Raw genomic sequence first — 26,437 nt, forward strand, 5'->3', positions numbered from 1 at the left:
TTCACGGTATTTTTTTCGGGTCTGTACCACTTTTTGGGCGTATATTTAGTTTATAGGTTAGTACTCTTTTCAACTCATGTAAAAAAGGCACAAGATGTCCAAAACTGTTTTAATTACGGGAGGCACCGGAATGATTGGAAGCCGCCTTACCACACTTTTATTGGAAAAAGGCTATGAAGTCTCTTACCTTAGTCGAAAAAAAGAACCAGTCCCCAATGTGAAGGTGTATAAATGGGACGTTGCCAAAGGAATCATCGAAGAAGAGGCCTTGGCCAAGGCTGACTATTTGATTCATTTGGCGGGAGCAGGAATTGCCGACCAACGTTGGACGCGCGCGCGGCAACAAGAAATCATCACGAGTCGTACCCAAAGCATTGAGCTCATAGCCCGTCACTTGCAAGGACGTCCCTATAAGTTAAAAGCCTTTGTATCTTCTTCGGCAACGGGTTTTTACGGGGCAAATACTGGCGATATTCGTTTAACGGAAGAAACCCGCTCTGGCACAGATTTTTTATCACATGTAACTCGGTCGTGGGAAAACGCATCTGAGCTCATCCATAATGTAGGGGTCAGAACCACTAAATTGCGGGTGGGTGTGGTATTGAGTATGCAAGGAGGTGCATTGCCAAAAATCGCCGCCCCCATTCGCTGGGGAGTCGGCTCCCCGCTTGGTAGCGGCAAACAATGGATTTCATGGATTCACATTGAGGATTTATGTAAAATGTACATTGAAGCCCTAGAGAATGAGAAATGGAGCGGTATTTACAATGCGGTCGCCCCAGCACCTGTGACGAATCAAGACTTTACAAGTCAAATAGCTAAAGTGTTGAAACGCCCCCTATGGCTTCCAAATGTTCCCTCTTTCGCTTTAAAAATTTTGTTTGGCCAAATGGCAGATGTAGTACTCGGTAGCAATTATGTAGTTAACGATAGAATTGCAAAAACAACCGATTTTACCTACTCATTTGAATCCGTATCAGCGGCCCTGCAAGACTTGCTTAAATCCTAAAAAGGCAAAGGACCATAGTACAGTTTTGAAATGTTTTTTTAACTTTGACAATTAAATTTTACCCTATTTCAAGTAAAATTGCAGTTTTACATCCAATGATTGAGCATTTACTGACTAAATATTCTACCCGCTTCGTATCACGACATTTGATATTAGCCATTGATATAGCAGTCGTTATTGTCGCTTTTTTTATTGCCTGTACCCTCCGATTCAACCTCGAAATCTCGGCCGTAAACTGGTCGCTCTATAAATATTACCTGTTGGTTCTGCTGGCCACCAGAATCATTTTTTTCTTCTATTTTCGGTCGTATACTGGCATTGTTCGCCACACCAGCATTGCCGATACCTCCCTGATTTTTAAGGCCATTACGACAAGCAGTCTGCTGACCATGATTATCTCGGTGGCCTTGTCTCGTACTACCGACAACAACCTTTTTTACATTCCAATTTCCATCCTTAGCATTGAGTATTTCATCTCATTGTTTTTGATGATTGCGAGTCGTTTATTGGTAAAAAATATTTATAAAACACTGATTGTCAACGCTCCTGGAGAAAAAGTTAACGTTCTAATTTATGGTGCGGGAGAACTAGGAATTTTAATCAAAAACACCCTGCTTCGCAACCGCCACAAAAAATATAATATCCTTGGTTTTATTGATGATAATCCGTCATTAAGTTTTAAATCACTTGAAGGAGTAGTAGTTTATTCCGAATCAGACGCTGTCCATCAGTTCATCGAGGGCCATAATCCAGAAGATATTGAAGTAATTTTGGCCATCAACGACATTAAACCACAGCGTAAAAACCAAATCATTGAGCGTTTTTTAAAGCAGGACATCATCGTCAAAGTAGCCCCCTCTATTTACGATAAACTGGGTGACTATCAACTAAAAACGGAAGAAATCCGTAATATCCGTATCGAGGATTTGCTCGAACGTGACCCCATTCAGATTGATAATCAAAACATAAGCCGCCAACTGGCCGGAAGAGTGGCGTTGGTGACGGGCGCGGCGGGTTCTATCGGGAGTGAAATCATTCGTCAACTGATTCGTTTTCAGCCCAAAACTCTCATTTTACTCGACCAATCCGAATCGGGGCTTTATGATTTGGATAATGAATTAAAGCAACAATTCAAAAAATATTTAGGCGACGGAACAAGGGTTATTTTACAAGTAGCAGATGCAACGGATGAAATCCGGATGCGGCATATTTTCAGTCAGTACCATCCTAATTTTGTTTTTCACGCGGCCGCTTACAAGCACGTTCCGCTGATGGAAGACCACCCCTACGAGGCGATTAAAGTAAACGTTTTCGGAACAAAAATTTTGGCAGATTTGGCCGTCGAAACGGGCGTCAATAAATTTGTTATGATTTCGACCGACAAAGCGGTCAACCCCACCAATGTGATGGGCGCAACCAAACGTTTGGCCGAATTGTACGTTCAAAGTCTCAACAATCGTTTCCCCACCAGTACCCGTTTTATCACCACTCGCTTTGGAAATGTACTCGGCTCCAACGGTTCGGTGGTTCCGCTGTTTCAGAAACAAATTCAGGCTGGCGGGCCGATTACCGTCACCCATCCCGACGTTATTCGCTATTTTATGACCATCCCCGAAGCCTGTCAGTTGGTGTTGGAAGCAGGAAGCATGGGGAAGGGCGGCGAAATTTTCGTATTTGACATGGGCGAACCCGTTAGAATTGCCGATTTAGCCCAAAAAATGATTAAACTCTCTGGTTTACGTCTGGAGAAAGACATCCAAATTACGTATACTGGCCTACGGCCTGGAGAGAAACTTTACGAAGAGCTACTGAGCGACAAAGAGCGCACCGTTGCCACATACCACCCAAAAATTCAGATTGCAAAGGTATATTCTTCCCCTTTTACCGAAATTACTGCCACACTTCAAGACCTACGAAAAGCGCTCAGAGAAGGCGACAAAGCCCTGATGGTTACGCACTTAAAAACGATTGTGCCAGAATTCATCAGCAACAACTCGATGTACGAAGAATTGGATGGATTAGAACTCAGTTAATCAGCAACCAATGAAAGTCTTTTCCGTAAATCAAATACGTGCATGGGATGCATTTACCATTACCCATGAGCCCATTCATTCCATTGATTTAATGGAGCGCGCCTCCGTTGCGTTTGTGAAGTGGTTTTGTGCCCACTTTGATGATCAATGCCTGGTAAATATCATCTGTGGAATGGGCAATAATGGAGGAGACGGTTTGGCCATCGCCCGAATATTGATTCAAAAATGTTACCCTGTTAAGGTCTACATTGTAAAACATACCGAAAAGGGCACACCCGATTTTGCCCAAAATCTGCAACGACTGCATCCACAAACCTCCATTCAATGGATTGAACAAGAGGCAGAAATTCCAACATTTTCCCCCAACTCTTTTGTCATTGATGCGCTGCTGGGTTCGGGCCTCTCCCGGCCCGCCACGGGGCTCATCGCCAAAGTTATTCAGCAAGTAAATGGTTCGGAGGCAATGACTATTTCGGTCGACATCGCCAGTGGCCTTTTTGCCGATACTCCCAATGACTCCTCAGACGTCATCATCAAGCCTGCCTACACAATTGCTTTTCAGTGCCCAAAATTGGCTTTTTTTCAGCCTCAATGCGCCGAGTACGTTGGAGAATGGCATCTTGTTTCGATTGGCCTTTCGGAAAGTTACGAGGCCCAAACGCCAACCCCTTATTTTTACACCACGGCAGCCACCCTCTCGCCCCTTATTAAAGGCCGTAAAAAGTATTCGCACAAAGGTTCTTTTGGACACGCTTTGTTGATTGGCGGCAGTTACGGCAAAATGGGCTCGATTGTTTTGTCAGCCAAGGCCTGTCTCCGCTCGGGGGCTGGACTCCTTACGGTACAGGCGCCGCGTTGTGGCTACGACATTCTTCAAACAAGCTTCCCCGAAGCCATGGTGCTTCCTGACTGGCATTGGATGGTCAATACAACCGTTCCTGACATTGAACCCTATTCCGCCATCGGAATTGGCCCAGGGTTGGGTCAGGACCCACAAACCCTCTTGATGTTACAGGGACTTTTAAGCTCGCTTGCTTCACCCATTGTTTTGGATGCCGATGCCCTTAATTTGCTCAGTAAACATCCAGATTTACTGCAATTGGTACCCAAAAACTCCATTTTAACCCCACATCCCAAGGAGTTTCAAAGGTTATTGAATAATCAATGGAAAGATGATTTTGAAAAACTAGTCTTGTTGCGTGCATTTGCCCAAAAATATCAACTCATCGTCTGTCTGAAAGGCGCTCACACTGCAATAGCATTGCCCGATGGAAGCGTTCATTTTAATTCGACGGGCAACCCAGGCATGGCAACGGGTGGCAGCGGGGATGTTTTGACGGGAATTATTACGGGCTTACTCGCTCAAGGAATGCCTCCCGCCGATGCGGCTATTTTCGGCGTATTTCAGCACGGTAATGCTGGCGACCGCGCCGCCCAAAAATGTACGCAACCAGCGCTTATTGCGTCTGATATTATTAATGAGATGGGATGGTAACGAAGAAAATGAGATTCAACCCCTGCTAAAAGTTCAATCTAATAAATCAGGCCGACGGGTACGGGTGCGTTCCAGAGATTGCTGAAAACGCCAATCTGAAATTTTGGCCTCATGACCCGAAAGAAGAATGTCAGGGACTTTCCAACCCTCAAATTCGGCAGGGCGGGTGTATACGGGTGGGGCTAGTAAGTTATCCTGAAATGAATCCGTTAAGGCCGATGTTTCGTCATTTAATACCCCCGGAATAAGCCGAATGATGGAATCAGCAACCACGCAAGCGGCAAGCTCTCCGCCCGACAATACATAATCACCAATGCTGATTTCTTTGGTAATAAAGTGTTCACGAAGGCGCTCATCAACGCCTTTGTAGTGCCCACATAAAATGATAAGATTCTCGGTCATCGACAGCCGATTGGCCATTTTTTGCTCATAACGTTCCCCGTCGGGAGTCATATAAATCACTTCATCGTACGTGCGCTCTGCCTGTAATTGACGAATACATTTGGCAATGGGTTCAATCATCAACACCATGCCTGCCCCCCCACCAAAGGCATAATCATCCACCTGACGCTGTTTGTTGGTGGAATAATCGCGCAGATCGTGTACGTGTACCTGTGCGTGGTTGGCGTCTTGGGCGCGTTTTAAGATAGAATGAGCAAAAAAGCTATCCAACAAACGCGGCAAACAAGTGATGATATCAATGCGCATAATTATTCTTGTTCGTCTTCCTGTCCGTCTTCGGGCGTGGTGGTTTCTTCGGTGTATACTTCCAACAATCCTTCGGGCAACACCACATGCAGGATTTTTTGTTCACGATCCACTCTCAAAACAATGTCATCATTGACGGGAATCAGTACTTCGTTTCCGTTGTAACTCATCGCAATCAAATCTTGCGTTGACATCGTATATACCGTCGTAACGGTGCCAAGCGCGCCCAATTTTTCATCCACTACTTTAAATCCAATGATTTCGTGGTAATAGAATTGGCTTCCGTCCAACTCATCCAAGTTTTCTTCGGGAAGAAACAACGCACAGTTAATCAACGGCGTAGCGGCTTCGATGGAGTTAATATCCTCAAATTTGACAATGGCCTTACTGCCCTTCTGAACGTTGATATTTTTGATAAAATAAGGAACAAGCTGCCCTTTTATTTCTACAAACACCGAATCTAGTTCCTCATAATCTTCTGGAAAATCAACATCCAGAAAAATGACGACCTCACCGCGCGTGCCGTGGGTACGGGTGATGTGTCCTAATTGAAAACAATCGTTGTACTGCATAATTTCGTATTAAAAAAAATGGTATGAACCTATCAAAAGAGGCTCATACCATTTATGAAAGCTTTCACAATTATTCAGCAGCTTCTTCGGCAGGGGCAGCAGCTTCTTCAGCGGCAGGTTCTGCAGCAGGAGCTTCTTCCACTACGTTTTTCTTAGCAATAGCAGCAGCGCGAGCTTCATTTACTTTACGTTCAGCTTCCAATTGAGCTGATTTTGTAACCGCTTGTTTTTTGTCTAAGCCGTCTTTTTTGGCTTCAACTCTTCCAAGCTTCTCTTGTTTCCAAGCTTCGAAACGTTCGTCAGCTACTTCCTGGGTAATGGCGCCTTTGATTACACCTACTTGCAAGTGTTTACGCATCAATACACCTTCGTGGCTCAGAATAGAACGGGTTGTGTCAGTAGGCTGAGCACCGTTAAGGAGCCATTTTACCGCTTTGTCCACGTTCAAAACAATCTTAGTTGGATTCGAGATTGGATTGTATGTACCCAATTTCTCAATAAAGCGACCATCACGTGGTGCTTTAGCATCAGCTACAACGATATCATACATAGCTGCTTTTTTGCGTCCACGACGCGCTAAACGAATTCTTACCATGGTATTTGCATTGGTTTACTTATGAAGGATCACGTCCTTCGGATGAAACGTGGCGCAAAAGTACGGTTTTTTTATAAAAAATAAAATAGGCACTTCCCATAAAATCAGAAAAATCAGCACACACCTGTCTCAATATCACAGGCTTCGCCAGCAGCAACTGGGGCTTGAATCGGCGCTTTTAGGGCGATTTCGGGCAAGGCTTCCAAAAACAGTTCGGTAGGCTGCGCCCCCGAAACGGCATATTTATCGTTGATGATGTAATACGGCACTCCACTTACCCCCATCAATCGATTTTGATACAATTGCTTATCAAGTTCTTCGGCCCCAACGTTGCCTACCAATACCTCACGCACTTTTTCGGCATCCAAGCCAATCCCTGTAGCAAGTTGTACGACGGTTTCGGTCTGGGTCAAATCTACCCTATCTTCAAAATAAGCCTTAAAAAGTGTCTCGACCATTTCCAATTGTTTGCCTTGTTGTTGGGCGTAGCCAATCAAACGGTGCAACGTTTGGGTGTTGGGCGATACCGTTTGATTTTCCAAGTCAAAACGCAAGCCTTCAGCCGCTGCCACGCCCGAAACCTGTTGAATAATTTGATTGTAACGGTCTTCGCTACCAAACTTAGCAACCAAACGCTCTTTGGTATTTTCGCCTTCGGCAGGGGTATCGGGCGAAAGTTGAAAGGGTAAATAACGAAGTTCAAAAGTATAGTCGTCTTTCAGTTGCTCAATGGCTTTTTCGAGGCGACGCTTTCCAATATAGCACCAAGGACATACTACATCAGATACAATGTCTATTTTAAGATGCGGTTTCATTCGGCAATTTTTGTGTTTATTTAATTACCTTCAAAACCCTCTCACGTTGATTATCGTTCATTTTTAGGAAATAGACGCCATTGGCCAACGGCGGAAAAGTCATTTTGGACGTGGCCTCATTTGCCAAAACCGACTGTTGATACACCACCCGGCCCGCTGCATCTAGCAGTTGAACCGATACGTTTTTCCCCGCATACAGCCCCCCCCAATAAATGTTTACTTCAGACGAAGCTCCCAACGGATTGGGATAAATATGAGCATCAACGGGCTTTATCCAATCCGCAATAGCAGTGACAGGGTATCTTTCTTTGGCTACCCGAACTGCGCTTTCAAAAGTAGGTATGCCGTATCCAAATTGGGGTGTCGGAGCACCGAAACGATCTCCCGCCCGGCGAATACAATCTACCACTTGCATGGCCGTTAGATACGGTTGCGATTGCCAAAAAGCCGTGACTAACCCCGCAATCAGCGGCGCAGAATACGAAGTACCGTTGCCCGTTGTGACGGTTCCGTTCTGGTTTGAGAGCGTCGTGGCTTGTCCACGGGCACTGACATCAGGCTTAACGCGTCCATCGGCCGATGGCCCCAATGAACTAAAAGCCGCCAAGCCTTTTAAACTGTTAACGGCCCCAATTGCCAACACAGAATCACCGTCGGAGGGAGCGCCTATGTATTTCCAAGGGCTGCTGCCCTCATTGCCCGCCGATGCCACTACCACCATGCCAGCGCCAGCGGCCCAATCGGCGGCTCTCGTTACGAGCGCATTACGACCATTCATATCGGCATAGGTATAATTATCGGCGGGGTTATCAAATTCGGTATAGCCCAACGACGTATTAATCACATCTACCCCTAAGCTATCGGCGTATTCGGCCGCAAAAAGCCAATTAGCTTCTTCAAGATGAGATTCTGAGCCCGCATCTTCTGAGCGTAGCAACACATACGACGCACTGTAAGCAGGCCCAATCAATGACCCAGGCAAATAGCTCGCCATGATACTAAATACATTGTTACCGTGCGAATCATCCTCGTAAACACTCGTTTCTTTGGCAACAAAGTCGTAAGTAGCCACTACCCTTTTATCGTCAAAAATTGGCTTCAGAGCAGGATTGGTATTTGAATTTCTAAAGCCACCATCCAGAATTGCCACCAACATTCCAGCACCACTGTACCCTTGGTCGTGCATGTTGTGGGCGCCCAACATTTCTATTTGATTTTGGGAAGAACCATAATCCAGGCTTTCTTGTCCAAATTTTTGATGGGTGGTTGTGGTTTGATTTTCCGCCGACAGACGGGCATTTTTCAGCGCCCTCCCAAACTCCAAGCCACTCACAAAAGGCAAGGCACGAATAGCTGTAATCTGCGCGGCAGTGGCCTCGACCAGTACTGCATTCAACCAACGCGAGGTATACCATATTTTGGCACCTGTTTGCCGAATTTGAGCTACGTAAGAAGCACTTACGGGTAAATCGCGGGTGCTAACGGGGATATTCTGCCGTTGACGCCGTTCGATGGAGCGTTGACTCAAAAACGCTTCGGGTTTGGTGACCGTAAACGTTGTCCCTATTTTGTCTTTCAATAATACGAGGTACTTGGCCTGCTGCGCCTGCGCCCCCGACATCAGCAGGTAAGCAGCCATTAATAACCCATAAAAAAGGGCCCTTGGTGGCGCATACTCACCCAATCCACCCTTGCTGCGTTGTAAACTGAAATTCATAGCTGTTCCTGATTACCATTTGGATGAAAAATCTTTATATCATTACGTACAAAACCGTTCTTTTGTTTTATTCTTTGCCTGCGGTTTTAAACCGAAAATATTGCCGGGTGCCAAAGTCGATTTTTGCTTTTCCCACACAGGCTGGCGAGGATGAGCAAAATTGTAGTTGAATTCGTTCACGATATACCAATCCAACCTCGGCCGCGTATACTTCAACGCGTTTGTCCTGATTTACCAGCGTCGAATCATTTTGTTGGATAACCGTAGCCGTCTGGTCAAACGTTGTTGTTCCTGATGTGTAAGGTTTATTAACGTTTTTCAGTTCGTAATTATCTTCCCCCGCATTGTTATAAAGATTGCCGTTCCATACGTTCATTTCTGCGGGGGGAAACAACATTTTTACGTAGTCTTTGCCGTTTTCGTTGCGCACGGCATGGTCGGTCAACAACCGCAACGTAATCGTAGAATCAGCTTGCCAGCGTTGCCCCTCGGCACTGCGACGAAAACGGGCGATTCGATAAGTGGCTTTCCCTGTTGGGTCGGTATAACGTTCGGCCACGACTTCTTTCAATTGGTACTGCCGAACGGCCACGCTGCCGTCGAGTGTATATGCTTCTTCTCTGACGTTGTATTCTACAAAACGGCCCACTTCAGTTGGAAAAAACGCCGAACCCGCAGGTTGATTCAGGCAGTCATCACATTTCTGCCGCATACATCCTCCTAGTAACACAAATAACATAAAATAGCGACCTGCGTATTTCAGTAGCACAATATTGGACTTATAAAATGTAAAACATGACAAAAAATACATAAAATGGGTTATTATTGCCTAACTAAAAGCCTAAAATTAGAATTAAATTAGAATTGAAAAAAATCGGAACAAATATAACCTCTTTATGCTTTTTAGTTCAACAGCATACTGGATAATCGATAAATGTTAAAATCAATTATAGCGAATGCCTATTTTTTTCACTACCCACTCGTACCATGAATTCACAATACATTAAGCAAATAGTTGAGCAATTGGTTTTAGCCACTGGCCAACCCGTGGTGGCTCAAAAAGCCAAAGTAGACTTAGTGGAACAGTCCAATACCTATACCGCCAAAGACATTGACCGTTTTATTGAAGCACTAAGCAACTCGGCGCGTTTAAATGATTTAACCATCATCGTCAACAGTTGCCCAGTTGACCAATTTGACGAATTAATCAACAGCTCGGCGTATCCAGTTCTCTATTTTGAACAACTAAACATTGGACTCACCCCAATCATTGGCGGGAGCGATTTCCAAGGCCAAAAAATAGCCTGGTCGCCAGTGATTACCTACGAGCCTTCTGAACAAATAAGCTGTAAAGACCCGCTCCTGTTCAAGAATCACCCCGACCCTAGCAAAAATGGACAAGTAGTTTACATTACAACCTTTCCCATGCAGCCGTTGGTCAGCGACGACAGCTCACTGCGACAAGCAGAAAAGGAAGATTTATCACCACTCCAGCGCCTCACGCGCCTGCTTCGAAACGAACGCAAAGACATTGGCTATATTTATTTTTACGCAGTTGTAGTCGGGCTTATCAGCCTCATCTTGCCGTTGGGCGTACAGGCCATTTTCAGTCTGGTTTCCAGTGGCTCCATTTTTAGTTCGGTATATGTACTGATGGGTTTGGTGGTGTTAGGGTTGATAGGCAGCGGTATCATGCAAATCATTCAGGTAACGCTGGTAGAAACCCTCCAAATGCGCATCTTTGCCAAAGCGGCTTTTGAATTTACCTACCGTGTTCCTCGCCTTAATTCTGAAGGGCTCTCACAGGATAACCCGACGGAATTAATGAACCGTTTTTTCGACGTACTGACGGTTCAGAAGGCCCTGCCCAAATTTTTGATTGACCTCACGGGTGCAGTTCTTCAAATTGTATTCGGACTATTGTTACTGTCATTTTATCACCCTTTCTTTATCGCTTTCAGCTTCTTTGTTATTTTCGTCTTCTTTACCATCGTTCGCCTCAATGGCCGTAAAGGAATGGAAACCAGCATCAAAGAATCCAAATATAAATACCGCGTAGTGGCTTGGCTGGAAGGAATGGCTGGGACACTGTTTTCGTTCAAGACAGCAGGCGCCACCAATCTACCCATTCAACGAATGGACGGGTTGGTAACCAACTACCTCACTTACCGGACCAAACACTTCAAAATCCTCCAAGGTTTTTATTATTACGCGCTGATTTTCAAGGTCTTGGTCATCGGAGGTTTGTTGGTGTTAGGAACCTACCTGTTGGTTAACCGTCAAATTTCACTTGGACAGTTTGTTGCCTCCGAAATCGTGATAGTGTTATTGACGGGAGCGGTCGAAAAGCTCTTTTTAAGCATTGACGTGGTCTTTGATTTGTTGACAGCGGTGGATAAACTCGGCTACGTAAGCGACCTCCCTCTCGAAAAAGACGGCGGCCTTACCTTCAAAACGCCCAAGGAAGAAATGGCACTGAAAGCCCACAATTTGAGTTACACCTACGCTGGTGCGGCCAAAGCAGCGCTAAAAAATATCAATCTGGATGTCAAAGCCGGGGAGCGAATTTGCATCACTGGACAAAATGGTTCTGGCAAGCATACTCTGCTCAAAGTACTTTCTGGAATCCTAAGCAGCTACGAAGGTAGTGTGATGTACAATGGCATATCCTTGCGTGATTTGGACATGAATCTGCTCCGAACCCACGTAAGTATGAACTTTCCTAATCAGGAAATTTTTGACGGAACCATCCTCGAAAACCTTACCATGGGCCGAGGAGGAATTACGCTTGAACAATTGCAGGAAGTACTCGACAAATTGAATTTGACCGATGAAATTTCATCCCTTCCAGAAGGACTCAGTACTCCCATTATTTCGGGGGGGCGGCGCTTTTCCCTTAGTTTTGTCACCAAAATTGCCTTGGCTCGTTGTTTGCTAACTCAACCAAAACTAATGCTTTATACCGACGCTCTCCGGGAAATTGAGCGCAATGAACGCCTCCGTATCATTGATTTACTGACCGATTCCTCCAATAATTGGACATTGTTGGTATTGTCAAACGAGCCTGAGTTTATGGGTGCTTGCGACCGGGTCATCGTCATGAACGAAGGAGAAATTATTGCCGAAGGCCCTTACAAAAGTGTACTCAAACACCTCTCTTTACCGGAAAAATAAGTGGTTTGATTTATAAACAGAACACGATGCTGAACTTATCAAAGCAACGGGTCAATATACCCGCCATAGAAAAAGAAGTAAATTCACTCAATACCCTCCATTCGCCCAAAACGGCCCGAATCGTTTACCGATGGATTTTGGGCATTGTCATTGCCTTGCTGTTGGTAATGTTTTTGCCGTGGCAACAAAACATCAACGGAAAAGGCTACGTAACGGCCCTCACCCCTCAGGACCGACCTCAAAATGTACAAAATGCTGTAGCTGGACAAATAGCCCGCTGGAATGTTCGGGAGGGCGATTACGTCAAGAAAGGAGATACTATTTTGGTCATCACAGAAGTAAAAGATGACTATTTTGACCCGCAGGTTCTGGTACGTACCCAAGAACAAATTCAGGCAAAAACCGACGGCATAGCCGCATATAAAGCCAAAATAGAAGCCACTGACAATCAAATTGCTGCCCTGCGCCAAGGATTACAGTTTAGTTTAGAAAAGGCCCGCAACAAAGTTATCCAATCTCAAATGAAGGTTCGCAGCGACAGCGCCGACATGGTGGCCATTAATCGCAATTTTCAAATTGCCAAAGAGCGCCTCGACCGGGCAGAGGTAATGTACAAGGAAGGTACAATTTCGTTGGTTGACCTCGAAACCCGTCGCCTCAAGCTACAGGAAGACCAAGCCAAAGTGGTGGCGCAAACCCAAAAACTTAGTATTTCCCGCAATGAGTTGATCAACGCCCGCATTGAGTTGAGCTCGGTAGAAGCCGATTACCGCAAAGACATTGCTAAGGCATTTTCTGACCGCAGTACAGCTCTTTCGAGTGTGGCTGAGGGAGAGTCGGAGCTTTCAAAACTTCAAAATAAATATGAAAATATCCGCATCCGGCGCGACCAATACGTGGTTCGTTCACCCCAAGACGGCTACGTCATCAAGACCCTCAAAGCGGGAATCGGCGAAACCATCAAAGAAGGCGAGTCGATTGTGACTCTCCAACCTCGGCAACCTGAATTGGCGGTAGAACTGTACGTCAAAGCTATGGATTTATCATTGATTGCCCCCGGCCGCCACGTACGCTTAGAGTTTGACGGTTGGCCGGCATTGCAATTTTCGGGTTGGCCTGGCACTTCAGTCGGTACTTTTGGTGGGTCTGTGGCGGTTGTTGACCGGGTAAACAGCAAAAACGGCCAATACCGTTTATTAATCAAAACCAATCAGCGAGGAAACGAAAACGAAAAATGGCCCGAACAACTCCGCATCGGTTCGGGCGTAAACGGTTTTGTCATGCTTCAAGATGTGCCTATTTGGTGGGAAATATGGCGTCAGCTTAATGGCTTCCCGCCTGATTATCTGGCTGATATATTACCCGAAGAAGGCGAAAAAGAAGCGAAAAAATAGTTAGTTCTTAAGTGAACAAACAAACAGAGGTTTATGAAAAAAACAATCATTCTGCTAATCGTAATGAATACCGCTGTGTGGGCGCAAACCGACACGGCCAAGGTTTTTTCCTACCGCGATTTTTACGATTTAGTCCTAAAAAACCACCCTGTGTTGCGCCAAGCTAACTCCCTCTCGGGGCAGGCAAAGGCCGAGTTGTTGATGGCAAAAGGAGGGTTTGATCCTAAATTGGACATTAATTTTGACCGTAAATATTTTGAAAATAAAGCCTATTTCAACTTTTGGGACAACCAGCTAAAAGTGCCCCTCTACTGGGGCGGCATGGATGTCAAGGCGGGTTTTGAACGAAACGTGGGAGATGTGCTCGGAACCGATATCCGTACCCCGCTCGACGGGGTCAGTTACTTGGGGATAAACGTACCCATCTTGCAACGGTTTGTCATTGACGAACGTCGTGCAACGCTCCAAAATGCGCGTATTTTTCAGAATATCGCCGAAGCTGAGCGCGTCAAAATGATTAACAAATTAATCCTTACCGCGGCAAAGGAATATTGGGAATGGTATTTTACTTATCGTAACCAGTTACTAATCAAAGAGTTTTATGAGCTGGCAGCACAACGCTACCAGCTCGTAAGCAAACGTGTAATGCAAGGCGACCTGCCAGCCATTGATACCGCCGATGCCCAAGTAACCCTACTCGACCGACGTGTGATGTTTGAACAAGCCACGGTTGAACTTCAAAATGCCCGCCTCAAGCTTTCAAACCACCTTTGGGACACAAACGGCTCCCCCCTAGAATTGCCCGAAATAGCCGTACCGCAGTTAAGCGCAGGCCAAGTGATTGATGCCACAAACCTCGCCAATCTACTCGAAACCGCCCGCCTTCGCCACCCAGAAATTCAAAAACTAGATTTAAAGGCACAGCAACTCAACGTTGACGAACGCCTCGGCCGCGAAATGCTCAAACCCCGCTTTGACATTGGCTTATCTTCTCTCAATTACGCCCACCGTTTTATTACAGGTTCCAAAATTCCCGATGCGGGGGCTTTTCCTTCTTTCTATAAAATAAATGTCGATTTTTCATTGCCTTTGCTATTTCGGAAAGAGCGAGGAAAACTTGAGACTATCCGCGTAAAACAGTTCCAAAACACGCTGGAAATCCAGCAGTTGCGTCGAGAAATCAACAACGAAGTTCAGGCCGCTTACAATGACGTAAAGAATTTGGAAGGGCAAATTATCCAGCAACAAATCGCGGTGCAACGACAAGCGCAAGTGCTGCGAGCCGAAGAACAACGCTTCAGCATTGGAGAGAGCCAGTTGTTTTTGGTAAACCAACGCGAATCCAAGCTTAACGAACTAAAAGTCAAACTTGAATCCATGAAAGCAAAGTACGAAAAAGCCAAAGCCACGCTGTTGTTTGCCGCAGGAACATTTGAATAAGAGATAAGGGAAATGAATAATAAATAAGGGAGAAGTGTAAGGGTAAAAGGGGTTTTATTTTTAATATTGGACTTCTATCCATTTTTCCGTTATCCGTCCCTTAAAAAGGATACCCAATCCCGATGTTAAATACGGGATAGTTGGGGCTAGAACGACGAAATGAAAATTTGGGAAGCAGGTAGCGCTCGTCGATAGTGGTAGTTTGCCCAAGGGCATTGGTCACCACAAACCGCCGACTGGGGTCATAAACTTTTATTCCCATGTCGAGACGAAAGATAAAATACGAAAGGTCGTACCGCAGTCCAACGCCCGTTCCGACGGCAAACTCTTTGTAAAAACGATTGAATTGGAACACCCCGTTCAAGGTATTTTGGTTGGGGCTTGTGCCCTTATCGAGCCGCATACGCCATACATTTCCCGCATCCAAAAACAACGCATAGTTTACATCCCCTACAAACCGAAATAAGTGGCCCCGCAGCTCTACATTTGCCTCCATGAGTACGTCCCCGAGTTGTTCAAAGCGGTATTCATAGCCACTGTACTGTGTCACACCAGACTGAAGGGTGGTCGTTTCTCCATTCCGAAAAATTGGGCTACCCGTTTGTAAGTCAACATTTGGATAAGCCGAACCCAGCCCCAAGCGCCGGGGAGGCCACGCGCGCAGGCTGTTGCTCCCACCGCCCGTCAACGATTTTTCGTAAGGAGCCACCCGTCGGTCATTGTAGTTGAAAATCAGCCCTGTATTGACGCGGTACACCAAAGTACTTTTGGGGCCTAGGGGTTTATACCTTCGGTATTCTACGTTGGTTTTCAAGAACTTGTACAATTCAAATCCATCCAATCCCAACGATACTTTTTGCGGCTCCAAGAGACTTAAAGCAGTACCTCCCGACTCGGCAAACAAACGCAAATAATGCGCCCGGCGGTTTTGCCCAATGATGTTATTGTTAAAAACATACGATAAATTGATACTCGAAATCACCGCCGACTGAAAACTAAATTTGAGCGGGTTGCCGCCGTATTGGTACAGTGAATCAAGTAATTCTCCAAATTTTTGACTTTGCTTACTCTGCAAAATACTCAAATCCACTGCCGTCAGGCTCAGGTATTCAAATTCGCTTTTTTTCCAGTTATACCGTAAACTCGCCTGAAAACCGCTCCGGATAAAATCAGGATCAGACCCGAGAAAATCGCGATTTGTATAATTATATCCCAGACTGACGATGGTACGCGGAGTTTTGCGGTTAAAGCCTGTGGCTATTTTGCCGGGGAATAAAAATCTGGGAAAAATCAACGCCGTATTGACCCCCATTTCTAGTGTACGTACCAAATTGGCATTTTTTAAGCCAAAATTGGCATCCAACGCCCCCCGCAACGACACTTCAAAGTTTTCGAGCCGTCCAAAAATGTTACGTACGCGAAACGTTCCGTTCAAAAACGGCCCCGGCAAATTCTGCACTACGTTCACTCCGCCTTCCCCAGTTACTTGGTATTTATCATGCGGAATCACCCGAATCAGCGTTTTTATATTTCCGTTGGTGGTATCGGTATCAATATTTATAAACAGAAACTGATCCAAAACACTTAATTGACGGGAGGTTTCATCCCAATCTTTTTGTCGGTAAATATTGCCTGGCCGAATCAGTATCTTTTCATTGAGTACCCGAGGAGAATAGTAATGTTTGGGCGTAAACGAATACTGAATACCCCGATAAACCGCCGTATCGCGCTTCACAAAAGGCGGCTCTCCGGGTAGGCTCTCCACCCTAAATCCCACGGGGTTGAAAGTGTATCGCGTATGTTTGTCGTGATTACGAGGATAATTTATCTGCAATCCCTTCACGTCTACGATGTGAAAAAGCGAGTCGGTGGCGGCATTATGGCCCGTCGTATCCACCAAAAATCCGCCATTGCGTTTGCCAGTGGCACTTTGTACGGGCCGCAGGTAGTTGCGGTCAAATCCAAAATAACCATTGTTCCGCATCAATTGCTCCACCCGAGTGATTTCACTTACCACGTCGCTATACCTAAAATTATTGCCAGATTTGAGGTAAGAAGCGGTTTTGGTAGCCGACAATAAACTGTCAATCTCCGAATCTTTGTGCGTCAAAATATCTACATCTCTCAACACATGAGGCACTCCTTCAAAAATGTTGTAAGTAGTACGAATCCGACCGAAAAGGGTGTCGGTCATGAACTCAACGTTGGCATCACGGTAGCCTTCATTGACCAAATATCCTTTAATTTTAACGGCATTATTGCGGGCATTTTTTTCGGAAAAATAAACAGGAGCCTCCCCAAAGGTGCGCATTCCCCAGTTCCCCTCTTCAATCCGAAGGCGGTATTTATTCACCACTCGATTGTATTTTCGACGCAGCGATGACAGTTTGCGGGAGTCGTCGGCGTAGCGGGTAAACTGACGTTCATAGTAGCGACTCAGAGTATCAAATTTAATGCGTTGGGTATCGCGGTCGTATCGTTTGTCCAACGCCTGATAAATCCAAAGGGAGACCGTCGCACCCGGGATTCCGAGAAATCTTTTGTTGGGACGTTGCGGCAAAAGTGGCTCCAAGGCTTCGGTTTTCACCACCGAGTTGCCTTTAAAAAGTTGATTACCTAGTAAATATTCGTCTTTTTTAGGGGTATTTTTGTTGGAGCAAGCCGCCAGAAGGAAACAAAAACCGACAAAAAAAACACCGTTAAAAACAGGAAACGAACCACCTACTCGCCTCGGTTTGTGATACTGAATCGTATCTTTGCTGCTTGAAAATTCGGCCATACGTCCCGCAGAAGGGTAAAATCTTTTCAGAACTGTAAAAATGGCTTTATGACGCATTCAGAATCCCTTTTGAAAATTGATATATCACGCAAATGTTATCCAAAAATCTCACAAAATACCTTCACTCACTGCAATTAAAGAAATTCCGACTGGAACACAACGCTTTTTTGGTAGAGGGTGCCAAAAGTGTATTGGAACTCTTAAGCGCTGATTTTCAGACCGAATTGGTTGTGGTTACGGAGCAATTTTACAAAGAAAATACGCAAAAATTAGAGAAACAACCTTTTCGCCTCGAAATCGCCACCGCCGACGAACTCGCCCGGGCGGGTACGCTGCAAACCAACGATGCGGCCTTGGCCGTTGTAAAAACGAAAGACAATGATTTTTTGTATGCCGAAAAAGGAGAATACGTATTGGTCCTCGACGACATCCGGGACCCCGGCAACCTGGGCACCATCATCCGCATTGCCGATTGGTACGGCATCACCAAAATTATCTGTTCACAAACCACCACCGACTGGTACAATCCCAAAGTCATTGCCGCAAGCAAAGGTTCATTTACGCGCGTGCGAGGGTATTATGTGGAGTTAACTGCGTATTTGGAGAAGGTAAGCAATATGGAACACGGAATAGGGATTTACGGTACATTTTTGGAGGGGAAAAACATCCACCAAACCTCGTTCGGCAATACAGGCTACATCGTGATGGGCAATGAGTCTAACGGTATCGGGCCGACGGTCGAAAGGTTTGTTACCCACAAAATTACGATTCCGCGCTTTGGCGGCGCAGAATCGTTGAATGTCGGCATTGCCGCAGCGGTAGTGCTGGATAATTTACGAAGAGTTTAAGCCATTGTTTAGGGGCAAAAGCTACATCCTTGGCTCAAAATTTACCATTTTAGAGCAGCAAAAAAATATACCTTTTGATAACAATTTCGCTTAAACTTAACCTTATCATTAGAGTCGTATTCCTTCGTTCTCAAATTTTTAACACTTAAAATTAAATATACCCAAAAGTTATTTTTCAGTAAGTGTAATCTTAGCGTATATTGCATAATAATTACGTTTTGTTACTTTTCTACCCTACAATGAAGCTTATTGAAAAAATAGTCAGGGTTATTCTCGGGATCATTTTGGGTCTTTGTTTGCTGGTGGTATCCCCCCTATTTATTCCTTATTTTCTAATCAAAGGATACCACTTCGCCAAAAAGACATACCTTACCTATAAGCTTTCGCAGCAACAAAAAAAGGAAAATCTCGAAACACGTAAGTTGTAGATTCATTCCACCCGTTCACCGATATTTTTCATTTCAAAAGCACTTTCAATGATTTAAGAAAGGGGAAAATAAGCTCCCCTATTGAGCGCATCGCCTTGAAGAGTCAGTATATTTCTACGTTGAAATCCTTCAACATAATGAATAAACATCGACTCTATCAACCGCATGAAATACCTCCTTTTTTTCAGCCTTTTTATTCAGATTTCGATGGCTCAAACCTCCAATGAAATCCGGCTCATTATCCGTTCTGACGATATTGGCTTTTGCCACACGGCCAACGAAGCCTGACCGAGGCGAGTATAAAGTTTAACGTGGAAAACCAAAAGCTAAAATTGACAGTGATCGATAATGGAAAAGGGATTTCAGACCCTTCCGTTTCAGGACAGGGAATGCGCAATATTGACGAGCGCGTCAAATCCCTGAAAGAGAGTTGGAAAGTAACATCAACCAATGGAAAAGGAACAGTAAATCAAATTATTTTGAGTTGATAAAATCCGCTCAATCATAATACACGATAAACACTATATGAAACACCGGCAAAATCAGCTTCGCCTACACCGATTGCCATGGTGTGATTGAGATAATCGTATTTTTCGGAGGCGGTTTCAAAAAAAGGAGCAGTGCGAAAATAGTATTCATCCCAACGCACTGTCTCTCCCGCCATTAAGCGCCCTTCCAAAATCGGTGTATGATGTAAAATACCCCAATAGTTCACATAAATCAATGCGTCATCGTCGGTTTTTACCGTTACACGTACATCCAATAACCCCGTTCCATCGAGACGGAGAAGAAAAGAATCGCTACCACCTGGCAACACATCTCCCCGAATTTTAGGTCCTTTCACGGTTCCTCCCGTGATGTGGTAAATACGACGATGACCATTAGGGGTATCACCGATAATTTGAATTGTAAGTTCGCATCGCATTTCCATCAAAAATTCGGTAGAAAGAGCACGAACAGGCGTAATTGAAGAAGTTTCCATTCTTAGAAATTGGTTTAGAAATTACATTTTTTTTAGTTTGCCTTGCTGTGATGCGCCGATGCCAGTTTCCAGCCAGTTTTATCTTTGGCGTATGTATAGGTGATGGTCTCCGTACCATAATCCGTCAGCGCCTGGGTATCTATATTTTGGTATTTGTGCGTCATTTTGCCCGTTACCACTATTACTTCATCGCCATACGAACGAAAAACCAGATCAGTCATCTCGCGTTGCAGTACTTTTTTAGGGACAAATATTTCCCTTAAAGGCTTTAAGCTGGTTACCCCGCCTTTGGAAGTAACGTATTGAAAATCGGCAGTACATTCATCATTAAAAAATTTAACGGGATTCTCGATAAAACGCAGTCTGGATTCTTCAAAATATGTTTTGAATTTGGCAAGATTGTCCGCGTTTTTGTTGGGTTGGTCATATTCCACCTGCGTATGATGCCCCGCTACATTTTTCCATTGGTCTTTCTGCTTCTGAAACGTGTAGGTAAAAGCATCTTTGTAGGTATTGACGCCGTATTTGATGGTGATAATACCGTTTACTATACCAAAATTCCCTGACTCATAAAATTTAAGATCCGAATAGTTTAGCTCTGTTACTTTCAAGCTGGCTAAGGCCAAATTCATCTCTTTTTTACCCACAATTTTTCCACCGCGATAACCCAAAAAACGGTAATCATTGGAGTAATAATTTTGCGAATACTCGTTGGGGCTTTTCTTGTATTCGTCCATCAGTTTGGCAAAAGATTGCTCCAAACTTTGAGCAAAAACGGCAAGGTTAATCAACAGGAGAACGGCAGTAATCAAAAGTGGTTTCATCGGAGGCAGAAAAGTTTAGTGAATGACTAATGCAAAGGTCAAAGGTAGGGATGGAAAAAAATTCAGGGTAAACCATGGTTTCGCCTCATGGTAAACCATGATTTTTCGGGTACGCCTTTGAAATCCGACAAAAACAAAAGAAATTTAAACAACTCTAAGTCGGTCTGAACCATGCCCCGAACCTGCTTTCTCTCTACCCTGCTTTTTTTTGTTTCCGTTATCGTGTGTGTGAGTCAACAATTCTACATTGACAGTCTCAAAAAAATGTTGACTTTCACCAACCGAGAAGACCAAAAAATACTTTTAATGAGTCTTTTAGCAGATAAATTTGCTCAAAAGAAGCAGGCAGACTCCTGTTTTTTATTTGCGGAACAAGCGTTGAAATTGGCTAAGAAATATCGATTAAAGACGGGAGAAGCAGAGGCCCTGTATGTATTGGGGCAAGGGTATAAAATTCAGAACAATCATTACCTCTCCGTCGCCAATTACCAAAAGGCGCTAAAGATTTGTGAACAGCTTGGGTATTTCGGAAAAGAACCTTACACTGAATCCAACTTACAGCTAAAAATTCTCCAAGGGCTGGCCGGCCTATACGACGGATTTCAAGTTGACAGTAGTCTTTATTATCGAATGAAATTATTGCCATTAACCTCCTGGTTTAAAACGCATCGTCTTGAAGCAAAAATCACGCTGGATATCGGAAACAGTTACCTCAATGCGGGCGACTATGCCAAAGCGCTGGATTACTATTTCAAATCATTGGAACTTAAAAACAAATACCAACTCAAAGACCTCCTTGACGAAGACTGCCACCGGGCCATTGGCTATTTGTACGTTACACTGGGAGACTTTCAAAAAGCAAAACCCTACCTTTTTCAAGCAAAAAAAATCAAAGAAGCCATTCATCGAGGCACCTATTATGAACTGGCCCATTTGAGCAATGCCTACGAAGGGCTCAGTCAACTGGATTCGGCACTGTATTATGCCAAAGCCGCCATACACGAAGCCCTTCATTATCAAATAACCCATGAATTGGGGTATATCTTTGTTACCTACGCTAAAGCGTTGGAGCGATTGGACAATTACCCTCAGGCTTTAAACTGGTATCGATACGGAATTGCTACCTGTCTGAAACAAAACAACAGAAAAACGTTGAGCTTTGCCTATTCTGAAATTGCCAAGCTCTACCATCAATTGGGCAACGTTGATTCTGCCGGATACTGTGCCCGGCAGGCTATTTATTACGCCCGCGAGTCCGGTTACCTGAAAGGACTTGGGGAAGCTGGGGGAACGCTGGCTAAAGTCTATAAAACGCACCACCAGTTGGACAGTGCGTTGAAATACCAGGAAATTATGATTGCCACCAAGGATAGTCTGTTCAAACAAGACAAAGCGCAACGCATCGAAATCCTGGAAGTGGAACAGCGTCGGCAGGAAAGAGCCAAAGAAGAAGCTGAAGAGAAGGCGCAGCAACAAAGAAAACTGATAAGTATTTCGGCCGTCCTTGCGCTGTTTGTGATTTTATTGTTCATTTTTTTCCGCAACCGAATGCTGACCCAACAAAATGCCGCGCTTCAGACCGCCCTGCTCGAAGGTCAAACTACCGAACGAAAACGCGTAGCCGCCGACCTCCACGATGCCCTCGGCAGCACGCTTTCGTCGCTTCGCTGGAGTATGGGTGCCATTGACAAAAACAAACTCAACATGCAGGAACAGGAGGTCTATCAACACGTCCAAAACAGCCTGGAACAGGCTTATGACCAAGTGCGGCTGCTTTCCCATAACCTGCTGCCCGAAGAATTGGGAAAGGAGGGGCTTTGGAAAACGCTTGAAGGACTCGCACGCAAACTCAACCGAAATACGCCTGTCACGTTTACCCTTCAAATCCCTGAAAATCAACCCCGATTAAACGCTAAAACGGAATTTGAGTTGTACAGTATCTGTCTTGAACTCATCAATAATATTCTCAAACACGCCCAAGCGACTGAAGCAAGCGTAAAGGTGGAAGTGAAAAGTAAAAAGTTACAATTGACCGTCACTGACAATGGAAAAGGCATCTCGGAAAAAACCACAGCGGGCAAAGGCCTCCGTAACATTGCCGAACGGGTGGAATCTTTAAAAGGCAAATGGGAGAAAATATCCGACGACCTGCCCGGCACAAAAAACGTCATTATCCTACCGTTGGAAAAGTCAACTAAACCAACCCATGCTTAACTGCGTATTTGACCAATCCTGCCACGTTTTTGGCTTTGAGTTTGGTCATTAGACTCCGACGGTGGGTTTCGACGGTGGGCACACTAATACACAGGCGGTCGGCGATTTCGGCGGTGGAGTTCTCGTTAGAAATCAACTTCAAAATCTCCACCTCACGCCCCGTCAGGTGCTGAATCGTGGCGGGAGAGGCATTGTTATGGTCGTCGGTACGGGCGTGGGCCAATTCATCAATGACATCTTGACTGTAGTATCGTTTGCCCGTCATGAGGTGATTGATTGCTTTTTCAAGGTCAACTTTGTTGGTTTTTTTCAATACGTATCCATGAACTCCCGCCCTAATAGCTTCCCGAATGTGTGCCGCGTCTTCGGCCATGGTCAGCAGCAATACTTTCAAATCAGGAAACAACTCCCGCGCTTTTAGGGTTAAATCAATGCCCGTCAGATGTGGCATGTGCAGGTCGGCTACCAGAATATCAACCTCATGGGCTTCCAAAAAAAGCACGACCTGTCGGCTGTCCGTCAAAGTAGCAATGACTTCGACATTTTCGAGAGAAGAAAACAAAAAACGCAGACCATCCAAAATAATCTGGTGGTCGTCGACCAGTAAGAGTTTAATGGGTTGTACCGCCATTTTTTTTACCTTCAAATAGGGTTAAACTGCAACTAAATGTAACGTTTAATCATTAGATATATCGTTTTGAAAGGCAATAATTATCAAACGGTTAGTACCTTCCACGTTCGATATTCCGCATTGTCAATACTGCGTTTCCAACTGTCTATCTTTTCTTGGATAGGCTATCTATTAATACAAGTCTTTTGTTTGCCATTCCTACAAAATACGGACAATTTCAAACCAAAACACCTCATGGTAAACCATGACTTATTTACTGGAAAACCATGAATATTGCGAACCTATCCTCCATAACTAAGCGTCCCGATGTGGGAAATCAGTATATTTCAATGTTGGACTCCTTGAATGTACAGAACAAACATCGACCCTGTCAACCGCATGAAATACCTCCTTTTTTTCAGCCTTTTTATTCAGATTTCGATGGCTCAAACCTCCAATGAAATCCGGCTCATTATCCGTTCGGACGATATTGGCTTTTGCCACACGGCCAACGAAGCCTGCATGAAAGTATACACCGACGGTATCAGCCGTTCCGTAGAAATTCTGGCCACAGCACCGTGGTTTATGGAAGCCGTCAAAATGCTCAAAACCCAACCCAACTACGACGTGGGCGTTCATCTCTGCCTCACCAGTGAATGGGAAAACCTCAAATGGCGGCCCCTCACCCACGCCCCAAGCCTCACCGATGCCGACGGTTATTTCCCCCAGTTTATTTGGGAAAACAAAACCCTGAAAAACAGCGCTTACCTACTCCAAAAAACTATCAACATCAATGAAGTAGAGCGTGAATTTCGGGCGCAAATTGAGCTGGTCAAAAAATACCTCCCCTGGGCCAGCCACCTCTCCGCGCACATGGGTTGCACAAACGCCACCGCCGAGGTGAAAGCGCTCACAGAGCGGCTTTCGTCTGAGTATAAATTACCGATTCAGATGCCACAGGGTACGCTGCCCATCAAAGGATTCGGCGGAGCGTCCAAATCGCCTGAGCAAAAAGAGCAAGATTTAGTTGCCATTTTGAAATCACTTACACCAGGTACTCATTTTCTGGTTGAGCATCCAGGCTACGACAACGGCGACATGAAAGGCGTGGGCCATACGGGCTACGAAAACGTGGCTTACGACCGCGAGGGCGTTACGCGGGCGTTCACAAGCGCCGCTGTCAAAAATGTAATTGCGGAGCGTAACATCAAACTCATCAGCATTAAAGAAGCATTGGAATAAGCATATTTAGTTCTGCCTCAAAGAAATGAGTTTTGTTTGGGGCAGAACCAAATACAATCTCATTTTAAATTTGAATTAGACCCGATTGCCCGCAGGAAGTGCGTTTTTACCATATCTTCTCTTCCGTTGATTCAATTTCGAGCGGAAAAAAAGTGATACTACCATCAATTGGAGGGGGGCTTGTCCAAAAACACCCATATTACCTACCAAGAGGAAAAGTAAATACTTGGGCAGGGAAGTAGAGGTTTATCCCAAAAAAAACGAAAAACCGCACTTTAAGCAATCAATTTAGTAAACGGTATGCGCTTACGGAGATTTTAATTGTCCACGTCTTTGACGACGGGCCGATTGTCGTTCATGCGTTTCTCGTACCTGATGTTGAACTTACTCAGATTTGGCCGATAAGCTCTTTTGCGCGCCAACTCATACTGGTAAATCGTTTGCCCCAACTGGTACAAAAAAGGATGTCCCACGCTTTCGTATTCATATTTATTGTCGTTCAAAATTCCATCACTATTCACGTACACCGTGGCCGAAAGCATGTATTCCACCTTGTTTTTAAAATCTGCCACGTACGAGGCGTCCGTCAGAAAGCCATACGCCCAGCCCACTTTGTTAAACACCCGCACACCCTCCGGCAATTGGTGATGGGTGCTATCCTGAAAGAAGAATTTGACGTAACTATCGTAGTATTGAGTTCCGTCATATTTGGGATAATTGGTCTCGCCCGGAAACTGAGAAAGGTATTGATGCAGAAACTTGTAATCCTCTTGGGTCAAATCAAAACGCTGTTTGGCAGGCACCGAAAGCGGAAACATCACCGATTGTAGCATTTGTTGAAAAGCCTCAAGCGGTAATTTATTTCTCATTGTGAAATCCATCGGTTCGTTGATCAGACTGTCTTTTGCGTTCATGTACCCCTTCCCTACTTTTGCAACTCGACTAAAATCAAACGGTTCATGGTTATACGCCGCAGGTTGGAAGAACAAAAGCGAGCCATCTTCACGGATAAACCTTACGGGATTGGTATGGCGATTTTCTTCGGGAGTCATGCGCAAAAAGCGGTGCGTGATGCGCGTATCGGGGTAGCCTTTGGCGTGTAATGCTTGATTGATGGCCTGCTGTCCCACAAACTCATACATCCGATTGTAGGCGTCGTTATCGCTGACTAAAAAGGCTTTTTTGATAAAATGGCCAATCGACGAAAACCCGTTAGGCGATGTTTCGTCTTTCCACTCCTTGGCTTGCCCGCTAAACGCCGAATCAAACTGCATCGACGTAAACTTACTCAATCCATTGATTTTTAAATTATTAATCTTCTCTAAAGACAACAACGCAAGGGGTAATTTAACGATGGAAGCAGGATTGAAGTAAAACGTACTGTCGAGGTTAAAATAGAAATTTTTAAAAGATGGTTTGTTGTTTTTGTCGCGGTCAATCTGCGTATAGATAATCTGAAGGCGGTATTTTTCGGGATGCCCGACCACTTCCTGAAAAACGGCATGTGGGTTTTCGGTCATCAATTGCGCCATCAAAACGTGGGTTTTGGGCTGCGAAT

The 26,437-nt window shown here is 44.9% G+C and carries 22 protein-coding genes; 11 read left to right on the plus strand and 11 right to left on the minus strand.

The window, feature by feature from the left end; all coding sequences use genetic code 11:
* Positions 1–94 precede the first annotated feature (94 nt).
* The 3 genes from GVN20_RS07675 to GVN20_RS07685 all read left to right on the plus strand — a co-directional run bounded on the left by GVN20_RS07675 (position 95) and on the right by GVN20_RS07685 (position 4,537).
* Positions 95–1,009, plus strand: a complete 915-nt coding sequence (locus GVN20_RS07675; protein WP_166557753.1) for a TIGR01777 family oxidoreductase — start codon at positions 95–97, stop codon at positions 1,007–1,009.
* Positions 1,010–1,104: 95 nt separating this feature from the next.
* Entirely contained in the window at positions 1,105–3,042 is a 1,938-nt protein-coding gene (locus GVN20_RS07680; protein WP_166557754.1) for a nucleoside-diphosphate sugar epimerase/dehydratase, read from the plus strand.
* A 10-nt stretch (positions 3,043–3,052) separates the two neighbouring features.
* Positions 3,053–4,537: an NAD(P)H-hydrate dehydratase gene (locus GVN20_RS07685; protein WP_166557755.1), complete on the plus strand. Its 1,485-nt coding sequence runs from the start codon at positions 3,053–3,055 to the stop codon at positions 4,535–4,537.
* Between the two features lie 33 nt (positions 4,538–4,570).
* Here the strand turns inward: GVN20_RS07685 and trmD are convergent, their stop codons facing one another.
* The 6 genes from trmD to GVN20_RS07715 all read right to left on the minus strand — a co-directional run bounded on the left by trmD (position 4,571) and on the right by GVN20_RS07715 (position 9,755).
* Positions 4,571–5,245, minus strand: coding sequence for a tRNA (guanosine(37)-N1)-methyltransferase TrmD (gene trmD / locus GVN20_RS07690; RefSeq protein WP_114065334.1), 675 nt, complete (start codon positions 5,243–5,245; stop codon positions 4,571–4,573).
* Between the two features lie 2 nt (positions 5,246–5,247).
* Positions 5,248–5,817: a ribosome maturation factor RimM gene (gene rimM, locus GVN20_RS07695; protein ID WP_166557756.1), complete on the minus strand. Its 570-nt coding sequence runs from the start codon at positions 5,815–5,817 to the stop codon at positions 5,248–5,250.
* A gap of 70 nt (positions 5,818–5,887) precedes the next feature.
* Positions 5,888–6,412, minus strand: a complete 525-nt coding sequence (locus GVN20_RS07700; RefSeq protein ID WP_114461141.1) for a 30S ribosomal protein S16 — start codon at positions 6,410–6,412, stop codon at positions 5,888–5,890.
* 113 nt (positions 6,413–6,525) lie between these two features.
* The gene (locus GVN20_RS07705; protein WP_166557757.1) at positions 6,526–7,227 is read right to left on the minus strand and encodes a DsbA family oxidoreductase; all 702 of its coding nucleotides are present in this window, start codon (positions 7,225–7,227) and stop codon (positions 6,526–6,528) included.
* A 16-nt stretch (positions 7,228–7,243) separates the two neighbouring features.
* Positions 7,244–8,944 (minus strand): S8 family serine peptidase, encoded by a 1,701-nt coding sequence (locus tag GVN20_RS07710; protein ID WP_166557758.1) that lies wholly within the window; start codon positions 8,942–8,944, stop codon positions 7,244–7,246.
* 67 nt (positions 8,945–9,011) lie between these two features.
* Positions 9,012–9,755, minus strand: coding sequence for a hypothetical protein (locus GVN20_RS07715; RefSeq protein WP_166557759.1), 744 nt, complete (start codon positions 9,753–9,755; stop codon positions 9,012–9,014).
* Between the two features lie 176 nt (positions 9,756–9,931).
* Between GVN20_RS07715 and GVN20_RS07720 the strand changes: the two genes are divergently transcribed.
* From GVN20_RS07720 to GVN20_RS07730, 3 genes are read left to right on the plus strand one after another with little or no spacing between them, the layout of a single operon-like run.
* Positions 9,932–12,118 carry a peptidase domain-containing ABC transporter gene (locus tag GVN20_RS07720; RefSeq protein ID WP_166557760.1) on the plus strand — a complete coding sequence of 729 codons (2,187 nt, stop codon included), beginning with the start codon at positions 9,932–9,934 and terminating at the stop codon, positions 12,116–12,118.
* A gap of 26 nt (positions 12,119–12,144) precedes the next feature.
* On the plus strand, positions 12,145–13,512 hold the full coding sequence (locus GVN20_RS07725) for an HlyD family secretion protein (RefSeq protein ID WP_166557761.1): 1,368 nt from the start codon (positions 12,145–12,147) through the stop codon (positions 13,510–13,512).
* Between the two features lie 33 nt (positions 13,513–13,545).
* Positions 13,546–14,952, plus strand: a complete 1,407-nt coding sequence (locus GVN20_RS07730) for a TolC family protein (RefSeq protein WP_166557762.1) — start codon at positions 13,546–13,548, stop codon at positions 14,950–14,952.
* Between the two features lie 100 nt (positions 14,953–15,052).
* Here GVN20_RS07730 and GVN20_RS07735 read toward each other — a convergent pair whose 3' ends face one another.
* On the minus strand, positions 15,053–17,731 hold the full coding sequence (locus GVN20_RS07735) for an outer membrane protein assembly factor (protein WP_166557763.1): 2,679 nt from the start codon (positions 17,729–17,731) through the stop codon (positions 15,053–15,055).
* A gap of 92 nt (positions 17,732–17,823) precedes the next feature.
* Between GVN20_RS07735 and GVN20_RS07740 the strand changes: the two genes are divergently transcribed.
* The 3 genes from GVN20_RS07740 (at position 17,824) to GVN20_RS07745 (ending at position 19,495) form a co-directional block, all read left to right on the plus strand.
* Entirely contained in the window at positions 17,824–18,579 is a 756-nt protein-coding gene (locus GVN20_RS07740) for an RNA methyltransferase (protein WP_166557764.1), read from the plus strand.
* A 593-nt stretch (positions 18,580–19,172) separates the two neighbouring features.
* Positions 19,173–19,295 carry a hypothetical protein gene (locus GVN20_RS29915; protein ID WP_255455427.1) on the plus strand — a complete coding sequence of 41 codons (123 nt, stop codon included), beginning with the start codon at positions 19,173–19,175 and terminating at the stop codon, positions 19,293–19,295.
* A 44-nt stretch (positions 19,296–19,339) separates the two neighbouring features.
* Complete coding sequence (locus GVN20_RS07745; protein ID WP_166557765.1) at positions 19,340–19,495, plus strand: hypothetical protein; 156 nt, start codon at positions 19,340–19,342, stop codon at positions 19,493–19,495.
* Between the two features lie 14 nt (positions 19,496–19,509).
* Here the strand turns inward: GVN20_RS07745 and GVN20_RS07750 are convergent, their stop codons facing one another.
* On the minus strand, positions 19,510–19,989 hold the full coding sequence (locus GVN20_RS07750; RefSeq protein WP_166557766.1) for a DUF3237 domain-containing protein: 480 nt from the start codon (positions 19,987–19,989) through the stop codon (positions 19,510–19,512).
* A gap of 32 nt (positions 19,990–20,021) precedes the next feature.
* Positions 20,022–20,813: a nuclear transport factor 2 family protein gene (locus tag GVN20_RS07755; protein WP_166557767.1), complete on the minus strand. Its 792-nt coding sequence runs from the start codon at positions 20,811–20,813 to the stop codon at positions 20,022–20,024.
* A gap of 171 nt (positions 20,814–20,984) precedes the next feature.
* Here GVN20_RS07755 and GVN20_RS07760 point away from each other — a divergent pair, with 171 nt between their 5' ends.
* Positions 20,985–23,027, plus strand: coding sequence for a sensor histidine kinase (locus GVN20_RS07760; protein ID WP_166557768.1), 2,043 nt, complete (start codon positions 20,985–20,987; stop codon positions 23,025–23,027).
* On the opposite strand, the gene GVN20_RS07765 is transcribed toward GVN20_RS07760, so the two are convergent.
* Complete coding sequence (locus GVN20_RS07765; RefSeq protein ID WP_166558175.1) at positions 23,008–23,658, minus strand: response regulator transcription factor; 651 nt, start codon at positions 23,656–23,658, stop codon at positions 23,008–23,010. The genes GVN20_RS07760 and GVN20_RS07765 overlap by 20 nt on opposite strands.
* Before the next feature lie 378 nt (positions 23,659–24,036).
* On the opposite strand from GVN20_RS07765, the gene GVN20_RS07770 reads away from it, so the two are divergent.
* Positions 24,037–24,879: a ChbG/HpnK family deacetylase gene (locus GVN20_RS07770; protein WP_166558176.1), complete on the plus strand. Its 843-nt coding sequence runs from the start codon at positions 24,037–24,039 to the stop codon at positions 24,877–24,879.
* 317 nt (positions 24,880–25,196) lie between these two features.
* On the opposite strand, the gene GVN20_RS07775 is transcribed toward GVN20_RS07770, so the two are convergent.
* Positions 25,197–26,411, minus strand: a complete 1,215-nt coding sequence (locus tag GVN20_RS07775) for a serine hydrolase (protein WP_229599018.1) — start codon at positions 26,409–26,411, stop codon at positions 25,197–25,199.
* Positions 26,412–26,437: the final 26 nt, after the last annotated feature.

Source organism: Runella sp. CRIBMP, assembly GCF_009905605.1.
Classification (GTDB): Bacteria; Bacteroidota; Bacteroidia; order Cytophagales; family Spirosomataceae; genus Runella.